Here is a 19,729-nt window from a genome sequence, read left to right as displayed (position 1 = left end):
CTTGCCGACAACTGTCGACGCTTCGTGTCGCCTATGTAGAATGGGGAGCCATGAGCCAACAAGAGGAACCGCAAATCGATCTTGCCTCGGTCTTCCCGCAAAAGGGTGACCCCCGGCGCCCGCCAGAATGGTGGGGGCGCGGCCTCTTCTATGCTGTCATTGCTGTGTTCCTCGCCGTATTTGTGTGGAATTCGTGGGGAAAAATCGACACCATCGTCCTTGATGTTGTGGTGTCGGTGTTTATCGCGCTCGCCATCGAACCGTTGGTGATCAGGCTGATTCGCCACGGTTGGAAGCGCGGCGCGGCCTCCGCGGTCAGTCTGATCGGTGTCGGAGTCATCGTGGTCGCCTTGATGGTGCTGTTCGGCAACATGTTCGTCCAGCAGGTCATCTCCATGGTGCAGAGCGTGCCCGCATATTATGACCAGATCACCGACTTCGTATCCAAGGAATTCGACTTCCAGCTGCCGCAAATGGAGAATCTCGGCAACGAAGTGATGAAGAACCTCAAGACATCATGGCTCACAGACGTCGCCGGCCAGGCCTACAACACCACGGTCGGGCTGTTCGGCTTCCTGTTCAACCTGCTTACGGTGCTCATGGTCACGTACTATGTCTCAGCCGCAGGCCCCCGCGTCCGCCGCAGCCTGTGCCAGTGGCTCGGCCCGTCCACCCAGCGTCGTTTCCTGTTCGCCTGGACCGTCGTGCAGGATCAGATTTCCGGCTTCCTGTTCTCCCGCACGATTCTCGCGGCCATCAACGCCACATGCACCGCGATTTTCCTTGATGTGATCCATGTGCCGTACTGGCTACCACTCGCGCTGTTCTGCGGTCTGACTTCGCAGTTCGTGCCCACGATCGGCACGTATCTGGGCGGCGCCCTGCCGGTGATTTTCGCGTGGGCGTCGCACGGGCCGACATACGCGGTGATTGTGGTGGTGTTCATCGTCGTGTACCAGCAGATCGAAAACCTGATTTTGTCTCCGAAGATCTCGCAGCGCACCATGGATTTGAACCCCGCAATCGCCTTCCTGTGCGTGCTGATTTTCGGCTCGTTGTTCGGTGCTCTTGGGGCTTTCCTCGCATTGCCGATCACCGCCAGCCTGCAAGCCATTTTCCGCGCGTGCACGAAACGCTATGACCTGATTGATTCCCCACTGATGAACGATCCGGAGCCGAAGAAGAAATCCAAGGTCGTCGAAGGTGCGGAGGCATTCAGCGAGCATGTCATCAAACCGATGAGCGAGCGAATGCCCCGCGTTGCGCAAAGCTCCGGCTCACATGTTCCGGTGGGCGAAGAACTGCGTGAATTGCAGGAGCAGATGTACCGGCATACTTCGGAAGCCACACCAGGTGACGATGTCCCGACCGTGGCGATTCCCAAAGGCGTAATCAGCCCCGAAGCCAAACCGCTTAAGGGCACTGACGAAACCGAAGACCATCAGCATGGAGTCCACGGTAAACCGAACCGCGATGTTGATGCGGCTCCAGAAGCTCACGCAGCACCCGAAGTTTCCCAGGCGTCCGAAACTCCCGAGATGCGTGAAGCCACCGGGGTTCTCAAGTCTGCCAAGACCCCTGACAATCCTGAGTCCCCGCACCGTGCGCAGGAACGCGCCCAAGCCGATGACAATCCCAGAAAGAAGTGGCACTGATGGTCCTGCTGTCCGTCCTTGATATTCTCCTGATGATCCTCGGCGGCGCCGGACTGGTGTACCAGGCGATTTGCGTGGTCGCCTCGCTGTTCGCCAAGCAGATCACCTTCCCCGACGCGCCCATGGACACGCGGTATGCGGTGCTGATTTCCGCCCGCAACGAGGAAGCCGTCATCGGCAATCTCATCAATTCAATCCGTTCGCAGACCTATCCGTCACAGCTGGTGGATATCTGGCTGGTGGCGGACAACTGCACCGACAACACCGCAGGGCTGGTGCGTGACATGGGATGCCATGTCATCGAACGCTTCAACAAGGAGCAGGTCGGCAAAGGCTACGCGTTGAGCTATCTGCTGGACCATATGATCAGCGAAGGCGTGACCGACCGCTATGACGCGTTCTTCGTATTTGACGCGGACAACCGTCTCGACAAGCATTACATCGAGGAAATGAACAAGGCGTTCCATGCCGGATTCAAAATCCTGACCAGCTACCGCAACTCCGTCAACCTTGCGGACAACTGGGTGTCTTCCGGTTCCGCGCTATGGTTTATCCGCGAATCGCGATTCCTCAACAACTCGCGTATGCTGTTCGGATCGAGCTGTCATGTGGGCGGCACAGGGTTCATGTTCTCCCAGGAAATCATGCGTCGCAACCGTGGATGGAAGTTCCATCTGCTTACCGAAGACCTTGAATTCAGTATGGACTCTGTTCTTCACGGCGACCGGATCGGGTACTGCGGCACCGCAATCCTCTACGATGAGCAGCCGGTCACTTTCGAGCAGAGCTGGCGTCAGCGTCTGCGCTGGAGCAAGGGATTCCTACAAGTGTTCCGCTATTACGGTCCGGCGCTCATCAAGCGTGCGGTGCGTGAACGTGACTTCTCCTGTATCGATTTCACCCTGGTGCTCTGCCCGTTCATGGTGCTCGGCATCGCACGATTCCTGCTGGGGTGCCTGTTCGCGGCATGCGGGTTCGTCACATGGCAGAGCCAGCTGAACTCGATTGGCGGTTGGACCTACGGTATCGTGCTCGGTGTGCTGGCCATGATGGGACTCGCGGCATTGACCTGCGTCGCCGAACGTGGACAGATCGGTGCCACCAACAAGGAGCTGTTCGCCTACGTGCTCAGTTTCCCGATCTATATGCTCAGCTATGTGCCGATTTCCTTCCAAGCGGTGTTCTCGAAAGCCGAATGGAAACCAATCGAGCACCGAGGCAAATAACCGACAGGCGGCTTGGGCTGTCACCGTACCGCTGCCACGCAGGTCGCACGACGACATCCGAAAAGCCCACGCTGACACGTTCAGCGTGGGCGCTAAGCTGGGTCTGCACCGGCCCGCCTGCGAATCACGCGGGGTGACCAAGGCGAAATGACCGTCCGACGGAAGGAGTGCGTGGTGGGAGCACGGGTGGAGCTGCGCAGGCAACAGCGGACACAAACAAACCGGCTGTTGCGTATCGCCATATCATCCGCCGTGACCATGCTGCTGGTCATTGGCTATGCCATCGGTGATATGACTGACGTCCTGCCCGGAGTGCTCACCTTGTCCGACGTCGCCAATCCCTCCTATGCAAGCCCACAATCTGCACGCGCGGCATCGGTCCTCACCGGCAAAGCCGACAGAACACGCGCCATCGACGCCACCGCTGCACAACAGCTGATTGACGCATTCGCCGCGGATCCCAGCGTCGGAACCGATTTCTCCATCGTCATCGCGGATGCGAAAGGCACTGTCGTCGCAAGCCATGAGCCACAAACCCAGCGCGAACCCGCTTCGACGATGAAAACGCTGACGGCGCTCGCCGCCTCATCGGTTTTGGACATGGGCTCAACGCTGGAGACAGGAGCCTATCTCGAAGGCAGCGGGCAATCCGCCACTGTGTATCTCAAAGGCAGCGGGGACATGCTGCTGGGGTCGGGGCAGAGCGACCCCAATCATGTCAACGGTCGCGCAGGCCTGGGAACGCTTGCGAGTGACACCGCCGCTGCGCTCAACCAACGTGGAATCACATCGGTCACATTGAAATATGATGACACGGTGTTCGCCGATCCGAGGTATCCCGCGACTATTGCGAAGAACAACCCGGGCAACATGTATTACACGGCGGTGTCCTCGATGGCGGTTGACGGTGGGCGCCAATGGACTGCCGACGACAAGCACGACCCCGACCTGTTCACCAGTTATCCGTTGCTCTCTATGACTCCGGCGGTGGATGCGGCATCGACATTCGCGCAACGCCTTACGCAATACGGCATCACGGTGAACGGCAGCCCATCCGCGCAGCGTGTGCCCCAGGGGTTGTCTCCGATTGCGACCGTCCAGTCCGCGACGCTTGCCGAAATCATGGCGTTCACATTGCGACACTCCGACAACACGCTCGCCGAGGAATTCGGGCGTCTGCTCGCCAACGCGACCGGCAACGAGAACAGTCCCACCGGGGCGACTACGGCCGTCAAACAGGAACTCGACAAATTGGGCGTGTCCACCAACGGGCTCGTGATGGCCGACTGCTCCGGTCTGTCCGACGGTTCAAGGCTCACCGCCACCACGCTGGTGGAGGTCCAGGAACGCAATGTCAAGATCGGCGCCGCGGTGGCACAGGCGGAAGGTCTGTCCATCCCCGGGCTCGTCGGCACCGCGAAGAACCGTCTGACCGATCAATCGGTGGCAGGCCAGTTGCGCGTGAAAACCGGCAGCCTCGCGCAGGTCACCTCCATGGCGGGCAATGTGTCCCGAACCAAAGGCGGGTTGCTGTCCTTCGCCGTAATCGTCAACAATCCAACGAATCTGTATTCGGCGCGAATCGCTATCAACACGTTCATGAGCTCGTTGGCCGGGCTGTAAGGGCTGTAATGGGCTGTAAAGATCGCATTGGGCTGTAAGAATCAGAAGCTGTAAGGAGTCGGCATGGCATACACGGCAACCTTGAAATCCGCCATTGGCAAGCTGCGCGGATGCTTGGAACGGGCCGGCCTCGGACGGCAGGGCGAACAATTCGCGCAGCACGGCACGCACACTCCTGCGGGCGATGCGCCCCTCGTGTTGGTCGCATGCTCGGGCGGCCGTGATTCCTTGGCGCTCGCCGCGCTCGCCCACATCGTGTGCGGAACCTTGGGATTGCGCTGCGGAGCCATGATTATCGACCACCGCATGCAGGAAGGGTCCGCCGGTGTGGCTGCGCAAGCGGCGAGCACGTGTGTGGATTTGGGGCTTGACCCGGTGATCGTGCGCATTGTGCACGTCAATCAAGACGGCAACGGCCCGGAGGCGGCGGCTCGGGACGCCAGATACGAGGCGATGTTCGACGAGGCGCGCGCGTGTGGAGCGCAGGCCATTCTGCTCGCCCACACGAGGGACGACCAGGCGGAGACCATCATCATGGGGCTGATGCGTTCAGGCGGTGTCGACGTGCTGGACGGCATGCGCGAATGTAACAACCGGTATGACGATGTGATGCTGTTGCGCCCGTTCCTCGGCATCACACGGAAGCAGACGACTGCGATATGCCGCGATTTGGGAATCAGCTGGTGGGATGACCCGACCAACGGCGACAACATCCCCCAGGGGGAGCGGTTGCCGCGTGACTACCCGCTGCGTTCCCGGATTCGGCACGACCTCATGCCGTTGCTTGACGACATCGCGGGCGGCGACATGGCCGGTCATCTCGCCCAATACACCGATATCGCCGCCAGAGACCGGGATTATCTCGAGTCCAAAGCACTGGTTGCCTACGATTCCGTCGTCACACCGGAGGAAACCGGGGGAAGCCTCGGGTGTTCGCTGGACGCGAAGGCGATGTTCTCCCTGCCTGCCGCGATCAGAATACGAGTTATTGCGATGGTGTGCGCGAATCTCGGCATTGCCGCGTCAATACAGCACATCGAATCGATTGAGCGTCTCATCGTTGACTGGCATGGCCAAGGTGTGGTGTCGCTTCCCAGTGGTTACCAAGCTTTCCGCAAGAAACACGTCATTCGCGTGTGCCAAGATAGTGGGCATGAAAATCGCTGATGTTCAGGACCGGATCGACCACGAGTTGATCAGCAAGGCAGATATCCACAAGAAAATCAATGAGGTCGCCGCGCAGGCGAGTGAGGACTACCGCGGCAAGGACCCTCTGCTCGTCGCCGTGCTCAAGGGGGCGGTCAACACCATGGTCGCCTTCTCGCAGGCGATGAGCATCCCGGTGCAGATGGATTTCATGAGCCTGTCCAGCTACGGGTCGGGAACGTCAAGCAGCGGCACGATTACGGTTCGCCAGGATTTGTCGACGGATGTACGCGGCCGCAACGTGCTCATCGTTGAGGACATCGTGGATTCCGGGCGTACGCTCGCATGGTTGGTCGAGGAACTCAAGCGCCGAGGTGCACAATCCGTGGAGGTCTTCGCGCTGTTGGAGAAGCCGTCCCGTCGTGAAGTCGACGTGCAGGTAAAGTACAAGGGGTACGAGGTCCCTGACGAGTTCGTCGTCGGATTCGGCCTCGATTATGACGAACGCTTCCGCAATCTCGATTCGATCGCGGTGCTGAAGCCGGAAGTATACCAAGGAGAACAGGCATGAGCTATCCGCAAGGCCCGCAGCAGCGGCCGCCTATGGGCGGAAACAACGGCAATCCATTCCGCCGTGGCGATTCCGATAACTCGCCGAAGGGAGGCAACGGGGATCACCCGTGGTGGCAGTCCCCTTGGCTGTGGGTCGTGGTGCTGGTGCTGCTGACCATCGGCGCGTTCCAACTCTTCGCCTCCAGCGGTACACAGACCATCAACACGCAGGACGGTCTGAAACTGCTTGAGGACGGGCAGGCCACCTACGCCGAAGTGATTGACAACCGGCAGCTGGTCAAGCTTGAGCTCAAGAACGACTACACGAAGACCGACGCACAGGGCAAGACGCATAATTACGGCAAGAACGTCCAGTTCTACTACACCTTCGCCCAAGGCGCGGATATCATCAAGGCCGTGCAGAAGGACGACCCGAGTGACGGCTGGACATCCAACATGCAGCAGACGAGCGCGATGTCCTATCTCATCACGTCCATCCTGCCGTTGATTATTTTCCTGGGGCTCCTGTGGTTCATGATGAGCCGCATGAGCAACGGCATGCTCGGCATGGGCGGGCGCAAGAACAGCGGGAAGCTGCTTGAAGGTCAGACCCCGAGCACCCGGTTCGCCGACGTCAAGGGTGAGGACGCTGCACTGCAGGAGGTCGAGGAAATCAAGGACTTCCTCAAGGATCCTTCCAAGTACAAGGCCTTGGGTGCCCGTATTCCTCGTGGTGTGCTGCTCTACGGTCCTCCTGGAACCGGTAAGACGCTGCTCGCGCGCGCCATCGCAGGCGAGGCGGGCGTGCCGTTCTACGCGACTTCCGGCTCGGACTTCGTCGAGATGTTCGTCGGCCTTGGCGCCTCGCGTGTGCGTGAACTGTTCGATGAGGCGAAGAAGAACGCCCCGGCCATCATCTTTATCGACGAAATCGACGCTGTCGGCCGCAAGCGTGGCTCTGGCATGAGCGGCGGGCACGACGAACGCGAGCAGACCCTCAATCAGCTGCTCGTCGAGATGGACGGCTTTGACAACGATACGAACCTGATTATTATCGCCGCGACGAACCGCCCAGATGTGCTTGACCCGGCGTTGCTGCGTCCAGGGCGTTTCGACCGTCAGGTTGCCGTCGAAGCCCCAGATCTTGAAGGCCGCGAGGCGATTTTGAAGGTCCATGCCAAGGGCAAGCCGTTCGTGCCGGACGTCGACCTGCATATGGTCGCCGTGCGTACGCCTGGTTTCACGGGCGCTGATTTGGCGAATGTGCTCAACGAGGCCGCGCTGCTGTGCGCCCGTGCCGGTGCCCAGCTGATCGACAACCGTGCCATTGACGAGGCCATCGACCGTGTGCAGGCCGGACCGAAGCGCCAGTCGAAGGGCATGGCGCTCAACGAGTTGCGCAACACCGCCTACCATGAGGGCGGCCACGCCTTGGTTGCCGCGTGCATGCACGACACGGACCCGGTCACCAAGGTGACGATTCTGCCGCGAGGCCGCGCCTTGGGCTACACGGCCGTCATGCCGACCTCGGACCGCTATTCCGAAACGCGTAACCAGCTGCTGGACCAGATGGCGTACGCGATGGGCGGGCGTACCGCTGAGGAGATTGTGTTCCACGACCCGACCACAGGCGCGTCGAACGATATCGAGAAGGCGACGCAGATTGCCCGCAAGATGGTGCTCGAATATGGTTTCTCTTCGAAGCTCGGCGCAATCAAGTGGGACAATGCGGACGCCCAGGACGATTACGACGGGTTGAAGCCCCGCCCGTACTCGGAGCGCACCGCTGAAATCATCGATGAGGAAGTTGACAAGCTAATCGAGAACGCGCATACCGAAGCGTGGAACGCGATTAACGACAACCGTGACATCCTCGACGAACTGGTCCGCCAGCTGCTGGTCAAGGAGACCCTCAATGAGAAGGAACTCGCCGAAATCTTCGCGAATGTGAAGAAGGCTCCGAAGCGCGAGGTATGGCTGTCTGACGAACGTAGGCCGGATTCCGACAAGCCTCCGGTCGAGATTCCGGACTCACTCAAACGCGGTGTTGGAATGAAGCCGGGCGAGTGACCATATGGATTCCATACGATTGACGGGGATTCGCACCGCCGCAGGGCAGGGCGGATCCCCGTCCGCTTGTTCTGGCCATGACGACGCGCCGCGGTGGCGTGATCTGCGTGCCGATGTCACGGTCACGCTTGATCTGCGGGAAGCCATCGCCGGCGATGACATCACACAAACCGTGGATTACGCCCAGCTGACCGATCGGGTGCGGCAGGTCATGGCGGCCGGCGCATACGAGTGTGCGCTAGTAGAAACGATTGCAGGACGCATCGCGCAGGCGGTGCTGCTGTCCCACAGGGTCCACTCGGTCGATGTCGTGCTTCATGCCGGTCACCCGCACGGGGCGGACATCGACGAAATCGTTGTGAACGTTCATCGTATGGCGGACGATGACAGCCGTGTCGGCGCTACGCCGGCGGCGCAGGCGAGCGGATTAGTGCCGAGGCAAGACAGCGGTGAGAGCGGCGGCGATGCGTACGCCGGCAACCCGTCAGATGGCGGACGACACAGCGCCAGCCAATCCGGCGTCACAGAAAGGCATGCCAATCCCACGCGAGTGCCGGCGCAGCAACCTTCCCACGCCGTAATCGCCATGTGTGGTGGCAGCGGGGACGGGGAACACCTGATGCGCGCCGCGGTTGTCGCCTTGGACAGTGTGCCCGGCAACCAAGTGACCGGAATCTCGCCGCTGTACCACGTCAGCGCCATCGACGGCCCGGATTCAATGTCAGCGGTGGTGCTTGTCGATACACGGCTGGACCTTGCCGCACTCAGCCACCTGTTGGCTTCCATCAACGACAAGCATCGCGACACACTTGCATTGCACGCAGTGACCATGCGCTCTGATGCCGAGGACGGCCGGCATGAACAGGTCGGCTGGCAGGAAGCGAAAACCAAGGCGTCGATCCTCGCTCCGTGGATGGATATTGAGCCGGATGCCAGCTTTGACGGCGACCCGCTGTCCTACCTGTTGGCACTCGCTCCGGATGCGACGCAAGTGGGGTTGCTGTCGGACAGCTGGATTCTAGGAGGAATGCAATGAACAGCACGGACGAAACGAACCGTCAAGCCGGTCAAGCCAGTCAGATTGCTACTGCCGCTACGACCGGCGTGGCCGGTGCTCCATGCGCGGCTCATCAGCAAGGCACACCCGATGATGGCATTGATGATGCGGCGATCCGCACCGCCGTGAGGATGTATCTCAAAGCAATCGGCGAAGACCCGGATCGCGATGGTCTGCTCGACACTCCCGATCGGATCGCCCGCGCTTCGCATGAGCTGTTCGCGGGTCTGCACAGCAATCCGCAGCAGGTCCTGGAGAAGCGATTCCCGGTGGACACCGATGAAATGGTTCTGGTACGCGATATCGAACTGTATTCGGTGTGCGAACATCATCTGCTCCCGTTCCACGGCGTCGCGCACGTCGGCTATATCCCCTCGCACGGGGCCGTTGTCGGACTGAGCAAACTCGCGCGGCTGGTGGACGTGTACGCGCGCCGCCCGCAAGTCCAGGAACGGCTCACCCAACAGATTGCGGACGCGCTCATGGAGTATGCGGATGCGCGCGGTGTCATCGTGGTCACGGAGTGCGAGCACTTGTGCATGTCCATGCGGGGCGTGAAAAAATCCCAAGCCCGCACCACGACATCGGCGGTTCGCGGAATCATGAAGGACCCGACGACCAGAGCCGAAGCGATGAGCCTGATCTTCTCGCAGCGGTGAACACGGAAAGAAGGCACACATGGACCAAGCATTGCAGGCGTTGCACGATGCCCCCAACACCATGGTGATGGGGGTGCTCAATATCACCGAAGATTCATTCTCGGACGGAGGCAAGTGGCTTGATCCCCAGGCCGCCGCCGAGCACGGCCATGCATTGGCTAAGGCGGGGGCGCAGATTATCGATATCGGCGCAGAATCCACCCGTCCCGGCGCCAAACGTGTCAGCGAGCAGGACGAGCTCAATCGCGTGCTCGGTGCGGTTCATGCGCTTGCAGACACCGGCGTGCCGCTGTCCATCGACACCACCCGCGCCAGTGTGGCAGAAGCGGCTTTGGAAGCGGGCGCGTCGATTATCAACGATGTGTCAGGCGGCCGTTTGGATCCACAGGTTCCGCATGTGGTCGCCGAACACGACTGTCTGTATATCGTCCAGCATTGGCGCGGCTGGCTTTCGGGCTCGCAGGGCGCGACCCCGGATGCCGATACCTCCGTGTACACGGGCGGTGTCATGCACGATGTCCGTGAGGAGCTGCTCAGACAGGTCGACGATGTGCTGGCCGCCGGAGTCAGGCCAGAACAGATCATCATCGATCCGGGGCTGGGGTTCTCCAAGCCGAGCGCGGCGCATAATTTCCCCCTGCTTGTCGGCTTGGATACCTTGCGCGCGAGCGGGTATCCGGTACTGATCGGCGCGTCTCGCAAGCGTTTCCTCGCTGATGCGGGGATTGACCCCGGCAATATGGCGGCGCGGGATGATGCGACCGCCGCATTGTCCGCCGTGTGCGCCGAACATGGCGCGTGGGCTGTGCGTGTCCATGATGTCGCCAAATCGCTGGCCGCCGTCACGATGGGCACCATGTGGCGGACCTACGCCAACGCGTGATGTGGGCTGATTGCGTGCTGAACTTGGGCTGAATGCGGCATTCGTTATTTGGAAAGGAGCTGCGCACATGGACACCATCACGCTCACAGGAATCCGTGCGCAAGGTACGCATGGCGTGCTGGAGCATGAGCATACGCGGCCTCAGCCGTTCATCGTCGATGCGGCAATCGAGCTTGATTTGCGCGCTGCCGGCCGGTCTGACGCGCTCGATGACACGGTGGATTATGGCCGGGCGGCGAAGGCGATCGTCGGGATTATCGAAGGGGAGCATGTCGATCTGATCGAACGGCTCGCCCAGCTTGTCGCCGACGCGTTGCTCGCATTTGAGCGGGTTAGGCGGGTCACGGTCACCGTTCATAAGCCGCATGCGCCGATCACCGTGCCCTTCACTGATGTGAGCGTGACCATCACCAGGGATGCCGAGGATTGCCTGACTGCCCCAGCGGACGATGACGTTGCGGTCGGTGATTGTGGAGATTACAGCAATCACAAGGATTGCGGCGATCGGCATGAGGGCAGCGCTCGGAGCGTTCACCACGTCGTGTTGTCTCTCGGTGCGAACCAGGGCGGAAATACCGCTGCCATCACCGGGGTGTTGCGCGACGCCGTCCGGCAGCTTGATGCGATCGAGGGCACGCAGATCACTGGCGTGTCGTCGCTGTATCGCACCAAGGCGTGGGGAATGCCGCAGAATACGCCGGATTTCCTCAACGCCATCGTGCTGGCATCCACCACGCGCAGACCGCGGGAGCTGCTGCAGACGATCCACGATATTGAGCAAAGCGCCGGCCGCGATCACGGCCAGCATTGGGCATCACGGCCGCTTGACATTGATATCATCGATGTCGACGGCATGGTGTGCGACGACCCGACGTTGACGTTGCCGCATCCACGGGCGTGGCAGCGTGCTTTTGTGCTTGTGCCGTGGGCTCAGGTCGATTGCGACGCGCGGCTCGCCGGCCCGCATGGCGGCAAGGTCACCGAACTTGCGCGCAATACCCCGGACGCGCACAGTGTGGAGGTCGTCTGTGACGATTGGATGGTTGCACAAGCGGACAACCTAGGGAATCCCGATACGCAAGGAGATTGATGATCATGCGAAGAACCCCGTGGTGGCAGTACGCGATTGCGGTGCTGGCAGGCTGTCTGCTCAGTGTGGGTGTGACGAAAGTCGCGGAAAACATCCAGTTTGACATGCTTGGTGCGCCGATTGTGGTGTCGGTGGTCATGCTGGTCATGGGACTGGTGGTGCTGGGGTTGGCGATCCAGGTGCGTATTTACGCGCGGACTGATCCGAAGAAACGTACACGCAGGCTTGATCCCGAGCGTGCGGTCAATACGCTGATCCTGTCGAAGGCGCTGGGGCTTGCTGCGGCGTTTTTGCTTGGCTGGTACGGGGTGCAGTTGATCATCGCGTTGCCACACAGCGATGCGCCGTATTATGCGGGGGCGATTCGCGAATGCGCTATCGCGGCGGCGGTCAGCTTGATTGACATGATCATCGGCATCATCAGCGAGTGGTTCTGTCAGTTGCCGCCCGATGAGGGGCCGGAGAACCCGAAGATCAAGGAGCGCCAGCGTCAACAGCGTCAACTCGTCCGTGGCGGCGTCGCCAAACGCAGCTAGTGTGCGTGCCGCTTCTGCCGACAGTGAGTGCGTCGTCAGCGTCGGCAGAAGGTTGGTGGTTCTCACCAAACTGGGTGTTTCCCAAACTGGTTACGCTTGTGCCCGGTTTTCTGTCACCAGTTTGTGAATATCCCCAAACTGGTGACGCTGAGAGTGGGTTTGCATAGCTAGTTTGGGAAAACGAACCGGCTACGCCGCGGTGTTGCTGGTTTCGCTGCCGGATTGCAAGGTTTCGAGGGTCTTGTCTGGGACGCGGATCATGGCTTCCTGTGCCATCACCGCGACCAGTTCGCCGTCGCGCGAATACACCTTCGCGAGCGCCAGCCCACGTCCATGAGCGGCGGTCGGCGTATCCTGCACATACAAATGCCACTGGTTGATGTCGATATCCCGATACCACCACATCGAATGGTCGATGGACGCATAGGAAATCCCAGGTGTCGAAATGCTCAGCCCCGCGCGCCGCAGCACCGGCTCCATCATGATCTGGTCGCAGCCGAGCGCCAGCATCGCCCGATGCATCACCTGCGGCACGTCTGCGGTCCCATCCGCCTTCATCCACACCATCTGACGCCCACTGTCCCGGTCCGCGGACTTGTGGTCGGCGCCCAACATGATGGTCGGCGTCACATGACGGATGTCGAATGGGGATTTGCTGGCGTAGAAATCAGCGAACGGAGACTTTTCCGCATACGGTTCCATCAGTTGTTTGGCGCTGGTCAGTCCTTCTGGACCCGGCACATCGGCCGGCATCGGATCGGCGAATTCGACACCCCGTTGGCCGGTTTCCTGGAAGCTCGCGATGGCGGTGAGAATCGGCCCCTGCGCCTGCGTGACATTGACGCGCCTAGATGAGAAGGAATGCCCGTCACGCAAGGTTTCCACATCGAAGAGCACATCCTGGTGAATATCGCCGGCGGCGATGAAATACCCGTGGACGGAATGGGGCAGACGTCCGCCGGGCACGGTTTTCGCCGCGGCAATGACGGACTGGGCGATCACCTGGCCGCCATAGACGCGCCCCGTGGGGAAATACAGGCTTTCCCCATTGATGTAGGTATGGTCCCGATGCGGGGAAGGGGTGCCAAGCTGCAGCACCTTCACCAGATGCTTCAGCGGTGTCATCGATTCACTGTGCGTCATAGTCGCTCTTTTCTGCATGCCCGCCGGCCAGTGCGGTGAGCGCGTATTCGGTCGGCGTCATGCGCCGCATGGTGTAGTCTAATCCGTTTGACGGAATATCTTCGGATTTCGCGGTGAAATCCGTTTTCGTCAACGAAATCCGCATCCTGCGCATGTGCCGAGTGTTATGACACAGTACAGCAGGTGTGTATTTCCGTTGCGATTCGACTTGTCCTCACGCGTGTAAACGCACGGTGGCGTCGGGTGAACATCCGGTGGCTGCAAGGTGAACCGGGCGCCGCCCCGTGCTTGATTCCGGTCGGATTCGACGAAAGAGCATACCAAGAAATCCAAGAACCAAACCCAAGACCAGAACCCAAGGCCCAAGCCCAAAACTCAAGAACCTCCCGGTCGGTTGCCCGACTGGGAGGTTCCATGATTGATTGCCGTTCGCCTATCGCACGATGTAGAGCACCGGCGAACGCATCCGCATGCTACTAACGCGTCAGCTTGCGATGCAGACGATGAGGCCGTGCCGCGTCCTCGCCGAGGCGCGCGACCTTGTTTTCCTCATACGCTTGGAAGTTGCCTTCGAACCAGTACCAGTGCGCCGGATTCTCGTCCGTGCCCTCCCACGCGAGGATATGCGTGGCGATGCGGTCGAGGAACCAGCGGTCGTGGGAGATGACCACAGCGCAGCCGGGGAATTCGAGCAACGCATTTTCCAGGCTTTCCAGCGTTTCGACATCAAGGTCGTTGGTCGGCTCGTCGAGCAGCAGCAGATTGCCGCCCTGCTTGAGTGTCAGCGCCAGATTCAGGCGGTTGCGCTCGCCGCCCGAGAGCATGCTCACGAGCTTCTGCTGGTCGGAGCCTTTGAAACCGAAGCTTGCCACATAGGCGCGGGTGGGCACTTCCACGCCGCCGACCTCGATGAAGTCAAGCCCGCCGGAGACGGCCTCCCACAGGTTCTTGTTCGGGTCGAGGCCCGCACGGTTCTGGTCGACGTAGGAAATCTTGACGGTGTCGCCGATGGTGAGCTTGCCTGAAGTGAGCGGCTCCAGACCGACGATTGTCTTGAACAGGGTGGACTTGCCCACGCCGTTCGGACCGATCACGCCGACGATGCCGTTACGCGGCAGCGTGAAGCTCAGATCGTCGATGAGCACGCGGTCGCCGAACGCCTTGTGAATATGTTCGGCTTCCAGCACCTGCGAGCCCAGACGCGGCCCCGGCGGGATCTGGATTTCGGAGAAGTCAAGCTTCTTGGAGTTGCGTGCCTCCTCTTCCATCTGGTCGTAGCGCTCGAGACGCGCCTTGTTCTTGGCCTGACGGGCCTTCGGCGAGGAACGCACCCAGTCGAGCTCGTTCTTTAGGCGCTTGGCGAGCTTGGCGTCCTTGGCGCCCTGGATTTCCATACGCTTGGCTTTCGTCTCCAGATACGTGGAGTAGTTGCCCTTGTACGGGTACAGGTGGCCGCGGTCGACCTCGCAAATCCATTCGGCCACGTTGTCCATGAAGTAGCGGTCGTGGGTGACAGCGATGACGGCGCCCTTGTACTGGTGCAGGAACTGTTCGAGCCACAGGATCGATTCGGCGTCCAGATGGTTGGTGGGCTCGTCGAGCAGCAGCAGGTCGGGGGCTTCAAGCAGCAGACGGCACAGGGCAACACGACGGCGCTCGCCACCGGAGCACACGCTGACCGGGGTGTCGGGGTCGGGGCACTGCAGCGCGTCCATCGCCTGCTCGAGTTGGGAGTCGAGATCCCAGCCGTTGGCGGCGTCGATTTCGGTCTGCAGCTTGCCCATTTCCTCCATGAGGGCGTCGTAATCGGCGTCGGGATTCGCCATTTCCTCGCCGATTTGGTTGAAGCGCTCAACCTTCTCGGCAATCGGACCGAACGCCATCTTGATGTTCTCGCCGACGGTCTTGTCTTCGTCGAGCGGCGGATCCTGCTGGAGGATGCCGACCGTGTAGCCCGGGGTGAGGGTCGCTTCGCCGTTCGAGACGGTGTCGAGACCGGCCATGATGCGCAGCAGCGTGGACTTGCCCATGCCGTTGGGGCCCACTACGCCGATCTTCGCGCCTGGCAGGAAGCTCAAGGTCACGTCGTCGAGGATGACCCGGTCGCCGTAGGCCTTGCGCGCCTTGATCATTTGATAAATAAACTCAGCCAAAGTTGTTCCGTTCTCCTGATGTGCGCCGGGGAGGCGCATATGGAATGTAATCGGTCACAATAACCCTTCCATTATGGCGTATACGGTCTACAGCGGGTGGGTCGCTGACGGGGCGCGCGGGTGGGGCATCGGGTTTCGGCGAGTTGTGTGATTGGTGGGTTGCATGGCGGGCAGATTTAGGTGGTTCGGAGAGTCTGATGGGTCGGTATCTTCCCGCGGTGCGACGGTGTGGTCGCATGACGGGCTGATTGGGTTGGTGTGGCGCGGGATTGGGCCGGTATCTGCCCGATGTGCGACATCGCGGTCGCCCCCGGCCCGTCGTTGCTGTTCGTATCTTGGACGGGAAAGTGGACGCCTCCTCGCCTTCCTCGTACTATCAATCGGCGGGACATGCGATTGACGGGATTATCCTTCGTCTGGACTTGCGATAGACAAGACTATCGATTGACAGGACTTGGATTAACAGGACTTGCGATTGGCGGGACGATCAATCGACTGGGCTCGATGATTCCGGATTCGCGTCTGTCAGTTGCAAACACTCGGAAATACTGCAACACCGGCAATCACATTGCCGTTGCGCCCGCGGAGGTGAGATACATCATGATTGCTGGATACTCGGTACTCACCCTGCTGTTGGTGGCGCTCGCCGGCGTCGGAGCCGGCTTCGTGGGGTACGCTGTGGGCGCATCATCGCTGATTTCCTACCCTGCGCTGTTGGCGCTGGGAGTGCCGCCCGTCCTCGCCAACGCGTCGAACACGGTTGGCGTGCTGGGCACGGGATTCGGCGGTGCGCTCGGTGCGCGCAAGGAGTTGCATGGATTGCACCTCAGGGCCGCGATTTACGTGTCGATTGGCGTGGTCGGCGGCATCCTGGGGGCGTTGCTGCTGCTTGAACTCGACCCGAAGGTCTTCGAATTCGTTGTCCCGCCGCTGATTGCCCTGAGCAGTGCCGCAATCGCCCTCAATCCGCGCGGGCGCGCCGAAGCCAGGCAGGCCGCCGCGGCAGCGCAGGCGCAAGCTGTCCAGCTGGGACTGAATGAGGCATCGCCGGACGGCAATACAGGGAAGCGGCGTTCCCGCCCGCTCGTCCGCACACAAACCGAGCCGCTCTCCGAAGACCCGTGGTGGGTCTGGCTTGGCGTGTCATGCTGCGCAATCTACAGCGGCTATTTCGGAGCCGGCGCGGGCACGTTGGTCCTTGCGGTGCTTGACGCCGCCGGCATCGGACCGTTCCATCAGGTCAACGCGCTCAAAACCCTGATCGGGTGGGGCGCGAATATGAGCGCATCCTTGGTGTTTATCGCGCGTGGCGTCGTCGATTGGCCGTTGGCCATCGTGATGTGCCTCGGCTGCTTCGCCGGCAGCTACATCGCCCCGCCAATCACTCGGAAAATCCCTGCTCGTATCATGCGCATCGCCGCGGTGATCGCCGGCATTGCCCTGACCATCGACCTGGCCATCAAGACTTACTGATTGTGGACTGCGCTCCAGATTTCCCGCCAACGTCCATCGCCCGTGTTCGCAGACCCGCGTTCACCGACCTGCGTTCGCCACTCCGCTTTCACACCGTCTTGCGTTCAACCCCGCCTTCACCCCGTCGCCACCGCTGTCATCGATGTAACCCACTGCTGCCTCGCCGCTTGAACCATCGTGCCAGCCGCGCGTCGAATTCGATACCTCGCGATAAACTGAAGTGTCTGAATAACGCCGCGGGAGTGCGGCTGGGTCGCGATTGCGACCGACATACGATCGAAAGAACATAGTGACTGATTCCAAATCTTCTCAGCATGCCCACAAGCACGACAACAAGCGGCATGGCAATTCCTTCAAACACCACGGCAAGGGGGAGCGCAAGGGCGGCAAGCGCTTCAATCGACGTGACGGCAAGAATTCCTCCTTCAAGAACCAGAACATCGAGGAAGAACTTCATGAGAGCAAGTACGTCGCGGCAGCAGAGGCTGCGGCGGCCGATTCCGCTGCACACCGCGACGAACCGCCGCGCACCTTCGCCGAGCTCGGGGTTCCGCGCGAACTGGTCGATGCGCTCGAACGTGACGGCAAAACCACGGCGTTCCCCATTCAGGCGGACACGCTGCCGGATTCCCTCGCCGGACGCGATATTCTCGGTCGAGGCCAGACCGGTTCGGGCAAAACCCTCGCGTTCTCCATTCCGTTGATCGCCCGCCTTGCGCAATCCAGCGACACGGATGACGCCATTCGTGATTTTCGCGCCATCAAGGACAGCGGCGACAAGGACGCTCGCAAGAAGGCCATGCTGCCGCATCCGCGCGCACTCGTCCTCGCGCCGACCAGAGAGCTGGTCAACCAGATTGATGAGGTCATCCGCCCGCTCGCTGAAGTGTACGGCATGCGTACCGTCACCATCTACGGCGGCGTTCGTCAGGGCCGCCAGGTAGATGGACTTCGCCGCGGCGCGCAAATCGTCGTCGCCTGCCCCGGACGCCTTGAGGATCTGCTCAATCAGAAGCTGCTCACCCTTGAATCCGTGCGTGTCGCCGTGCTTGACGAAGCCGACGAGATGGCGGATATGGGCTTTTTGCCGTCCGTCGAGAAACTCCTCGCGCAAGTCGCTCCGGACGGTCAACGTATGCTGTTCTCCGCGACCCTCGACCACGGTGTCGACAAGCTTGTCGATGAGTTCCTCCACGAGCCGAAGGTCCATGCCGTGGATGCCGCCGACGCCCAAGTCGACACGCTCACCCAGCACGTGTTCAAGGTCACCAAGGACGACAAACCTGAAGTGATTCGTGCGCTCGCCAGCGGCAACAGCAAGCGTATTATCTTCACCCGCACCAAGTATCAGGCCAAGGAGCTCGCTGAAAAGCTGGTCAAGCACGGCATCCCTGCTGTCGATTTGCAGGGCAACCTGTCGCAGAAGCAGCGTGACCATCATCTTGCCGCCTTCGAGCGGGGATTCGTTCGCGTCCTCGTCGCTACGGATGTCGCCGCGCGAGGTATTGACGTCAGCGATGTCGCCTTGGTGATTCAGACCGAGCCGCCGGCTGACCCGAAGTCCTTCCTTCACCGTTCGGGCCGCACCGCGCGTGCCGGCGAGCATGGCGATGTGGTCACGCTGGTGCTGCCGAACCAGCGCCGGTCTTCGCATCGTCTGTTCCGCAACGCCGGCATCGATGCGGAACCGGTTGCGGTCACGCCTGAATCTCCCGAACTGCTTGAACTGGTGGGCGAAACCGCGCCTGTTGTTGAAGGCTGGGATTTGGGTCAGGTCGATTTCGGCGACAAGCACGGCAAAAACGGCAAAAAGAAGGACGGCGGCAAACGCAAGGGCCGCCATGACCGCGACGATAAGGATCGTCGCGACCGTAAGAATCGTCACGACAAGGGCGGAGCACACGGCAAGGGCCATGCCCCGCACGGGCACAAGGGCGACGACGTCCGTGAAACCTTCGAAGGCTTCAACCAGCCGGGATCCGTTGATTTCACGGCGACCGAGGATTACCGCAATGCCAAGCATCACGGCCATAAGGACGCTGAGCATCGCAAGCACGGCAAGAACCGTTTTGATCGTGGCGCTGCGCATCGTGATGATGACATGCGTGATTTCGGCCGGGCGGCCTACCGTGATGTCGATCGTTCGTTCCGAGACGATGAGATGCCGCAGCGTCATTCCGGCCGTCGTATTTCGTCGTACGATGAAGGCCCGCGCAATCGCAAGCAGCGGCGTGAACGCGAGTTCGGCGAGCGTTCCGGCGGCTGGCGTCATGGGGGCAAGAAGCATCGCGACGATGTTCGATTCGTCAGCGCGAAGCATGAGAAGAAATCCAAAGCCTCGAAGAAATCAAAGCCCGCGGGGAAGCATAAAACCGGGCATAAGCATACCGGCGGCAAGAAGCATCGCTGAGTGACCAGACGGGCGGGAACGCAGATACGTTTCCCGCCCGTCTTGCGTTACGA

Annotated in this window: 16 protein-coding genes; 13 read left to right on the top strand and 3 right to left on the bottom strand. The window is 60.8% G+C overall.

What is annotated here, in order from left to right; translation table 11 throughout:
- Positions 1-50: 50 nt before the first annotated feature.
- The 11 genes from CQR48_RS06660 to CQR48_RS06610 all read left to right on the top strand — a co-directional run bounded on the left by CQR48_RS06660 (position 51) and on the right by CQR48_RS06610 (position 12,497).
- Entirely contained in the window at positions 51-1,655 is a 1,605-nt protein-coding gene (locus tag CQR48_RS06660; protein WP_101452416.1) for an AI-2E family transporter, read from the top strand.
- The gene (locus tag CQR48_RS06655; protein WP_101452415.1) at positions 1,655-2,881 is read left to right on the top strand and encodes a glycosyltransferase family 2 protein; all 1,227 of its coding nucleotides are present in this window, start codon (positions 1,655-1,657) and stop codon (positions 2,879-2,881) included. The genes CQR48_RS06660 and CQR48_RS06655 overlap by 1 nt, the downstream gene beginning before the upstream one ends.
- A gap of 147 nt (positions 2,882-3,028) precedes the next feature.
- Positions 3,029-4,504, top strand: coding sequence for a D-alanyl-D-alanine carboxypeptidase/D-alanyl-D-alanine endopeptidase (dacB, locus tag CQR48_RS06650; protein WP_044282242.1), 1,476 nt, complete (start codon positions 3,029-3,031; stop codon positions 4,502-4,504).
- A gap of 63 nt (positions 4,505-4,567) precedes the next feature.
- Positions 4,568-5,671: a tRNA lysidine(34) synthetase TilS gene (gene tilS, locus CQR48_RS06645; protein ID WP_101452414.1), complete on the top strand. Its 1,104-nt coding sequence runs from the start codon at positions 4,568-4,570 to the stop codon at positions 5,669-5,671.
- Positions 5,658-6,221 (top strand): hypoxanthine phosphoribosyltransferase, encoded by a 564-nt coding sequence (gene hpt, locus CQR48_RS06640; protein ID WP_015450863.1) that lies wholly within the window; start codon positions 5,658-5,660, stop codon positions 6,219-6,221. The genes tilS and hpt overlap by 14 nt, the downstream gene beginning before the upstream one ends.
- On the top strand, positions 6,218-8,272 hold the full coding sequence (ftsH, locus tag CQR48_RS06635) for an ATP-dependent zinc metalloprotease FtsH (protein ID WP_044091698.1): 2,055 nt from the start codon (positions 6,218-6,220) through the stop codon (positions 8,270-8,272). Before hpt ends, ftsH begins: the two co-directional genes overlap by 4 nt.
- Before the next feature lie 4 nt (positions 8,273-8,276).
- Positions 8,277-9,308, top strand: coding sequence for a dihydroneopterin aldolase (locus tag CQR48_RS06630; RefSeq protein ID WP_101452413.1), 1,032 nt, complete (start codon positions 8,277-8,279; stop codon positions 9,306-9,308).
- On the top strand, positions 9,305-9,988 hold the full coding sequence (folE, locus tag CQR48_RS06625; RefSeq protein ID WP_257468041.1) for a GTP cyclohydrolase I FolE: 684 nt from the start codon (positions 9,305-9,307) through the stop codon (positions 9,986-9,988). The genes CQR48_RS06630 and folE overlap by 4 nt, the downstream gene beginning before the upstream one ends.
- A 19-nt stretch (positions 9,989-10,007) precedes the next feature.
- Positions 10,008-10,871, top strand: a complete 864-nt coding sequence (gene folP / locus CQR48_RS06620) for a dihydropteroate synthase (RefSeq protein ID WP_101452412.1) — start codon at positions 10,008-10,010, stop codon at positions 10,869-10,871.
- 67 nt (positions 10,872-10,938) lie between these two features.
- Positions 10,939-11,961: a dihydroneopterin aldolase gene (gene folB / locus CQR48_RS06615; protein ID WP_101452411.1), complete on the top strand. Its 1,023-nt coding sequence runs from the start codon at positions 10,939-10,941 to the stop codon at positions 11,959-11,961.
- Complete coding sequence (locus tag CQR48_RS06610) at positions 11,961-12,497, top strand: DUF3180 domain-containing protein (RefSeq protein WP_101452410.1); 537 nt, start codon at positions 11,961-11,963, stop codon at positions 12,495-12,497. The genes folB and CQR48_RS06610 overlap by 1 nt, the downstream gene beginning before the upstream one ends.
- Positions 12,498-12,686: 189 nt before the next feature.
- Here the strand turns inward: CQR48_RS06610 and CQR48_RS06605 are convergent, their stop codons facing one another.
- The 3 genes from CQR48_RS06605 to ettA all read right to left on the bottom strand — a co-directional run bounded on the left by CQR48_RS06605 (position 12,687) and on the right by ettA (position 15,793).
- Positions 12,687-13,640 (bottom strand): acyl-CoA thioesterase, encoded by a 954-nt coding sequence (locus CQR48_RS06605; RefSeq protein ID WP_101452409.1) that lies wholly within the window; start codon positions 13,638-13,640, stop codon positions 12,687-12,689.
- The gene (locus CQR48_RS09175) at positions 13,627-13,794 is read right to left on the bottom strand and encodes a hypothetical protein (protein WP_168983664.1); all 168 of its coding nucleotides are present in this window, start codon (positions 13,792-13,794) and stop codon (positions 13,627-13,629) included. The genes CQR48_RS06605 and CQR48_RS09175 overlap by 14 nt, the downstream gene beginning before the upstream one ends.
- A gap of 322 nt (positions 13,795-14,116) precedes the next feature.
- Entirely contained in the window at positions 14,117-15,793 is a 1,677-nt protein-coding gene (ettA, locus tag CQR48_RS06600; RefSeq protein WP_015450854.1) for an energy-dependent translational throttle protein EttA, read from the bottom strand.
- A gap of 600 nt (positions 15,794-16,393) precedes the next feature.
- Between ettA and CQR48_RS06595 the strand changes: the two genes are divergently transcribed.
- Both CQR48_RS06595 and CQR48_RS06590 read left to right on the top strand, forming a co-directional pair.
- On the top strand, positions 16,394-17,266 hold the full coding sequence (locus CQR48_RS06595; RefSeq protein WP_101452548.1) for a sulfite exporter TauE/SafE family protein: 873 nt from the start codon (positions 16,394-16,396) through the stop codon (positions 17,264-17,266).
- Positions 17,267-17,555: 289 nt separating this feature from the next.
- On the top strand, positions 17,556-19,676 hold the full coding sequence (locus CQR48_RS06590) for a DEAD/DEAH box helicase (protein WP_101452408.1): 2,121 nt from the start codon (positions 17,556-17,558) through the stop codon (positions 19,674-19,676).
- The last annotated feature ends 53 nt before the right edge of the window (positions 19,677-19,729 follow it).

This window comes from Bifidobacterium thermophilum (genome assembly GCF_002846655.1).
GTDB classification, from domain to species: domain Bacteria; phylum Actinomycetota; class Actinomycetes; order Actinomycetales; family Bifidobacteriaceae; genus Bifidobacterium; species Bifidobacterium thermophilum.
The sequence above is the reverse complement of the archived record's forward strand: the minus strand, read 5'-3'. Positions and strand labels throughout refer to the sequence as shown.

Bases quoted from the DNA above. Each gene is read 5' to 3' on its own strand.
- ftsH (WP_044091698.1), top strand. From the start codon at position 6,218: ATGAGCTATCCGCAAGGCCCGCAGCAGCGGCCGCCTATGGGCGGAAAC.
- folP (WP_101452412.1), top strand. From the start codon at position 10,008: ATGGACCAAGCATTGCAGGCGTTGCACGATGCCCCCAACACCATGGTG.
- CQR48_RS06595 (WP_101452548.1), top strand. From the start codon at position 16,394: ATGATTGCTGGATACTCGGTACTCACCCTGCTGTTGGTGGCGCTCGCC.
- dacB (WP_044282242.1), top strand. From the start codon at position 3,029: ATGACCGTCCGACGGAAGGAGTGCGTGGTGGGAGCACGGGTGGAGCTG.
- folB (WP_101452411.1), top strand. From the start codon at position 10,939: ATGGACACCATCACGCTCACAGGAATCCGTGCGCAAGGTACGCATGGC.
- folE (WP_257468041.1), top strand. From the start codon at position 9,305: ATGAACAGCACGGACGAAACGAACCGTCAAGCCGGTCAAGCCAGTCAG.
- CQR48_RS06610 (WP_101452410.1), top strand. From the start codon at position 11,961: ATGATCATGCGAAGAACCCCGTGGTGGCAGTACGCGATTGCGGTGCTG.
- CQR48_RS06605 (WP_101452409.1), bottom strand. From the start codon at position 13,640: ATGACGCACAGTGAATCGATGACACCGCTGAAGCATCTGGTGAAGGTG.
- tilS (WP_101452414.1), top strand. From the start codon at position 4,568: ATGGCATACACGGCAACCTTGAAATCCGCCATTGGCAAGCTGCGCGGA.
- CQR48_RS06630 (WP_101452413.1), top strand. From the start codon at position 8,277: ATGGATTCCATACGATTGACGGGGATTCGCACCGCCGCAGGGCAGGGC.
- CQR48_RS06660 (WP_101452416.1), top strand. From the start codon at position 51: ATGAGCCAACAAGAGGAACCGCAAATCGATCTTGCCTCGGTCTTCCCG.
- hpt (WP_015450863.1), top strand. From the start codon at position 5,658: ATGAAAATCGCTGATGTTCAGGACCGGATCGACCACGAGTTGATCAGC.
- CQR48_RS09175 (WP_168983664.1), bottom strand. From the start codon at position 13,794: ATGCGCAGGATGCGGATTTCGTTGACGAAAACGGATTTCACCGCGAAA.
- CQR48_RS06655 (WP_101452415.1), top strand. From the start codon at position 1,655: ATGGTCCTGCTGTCCGTCCTTGATATTCTCCTGATGATCCTCGGCGGC.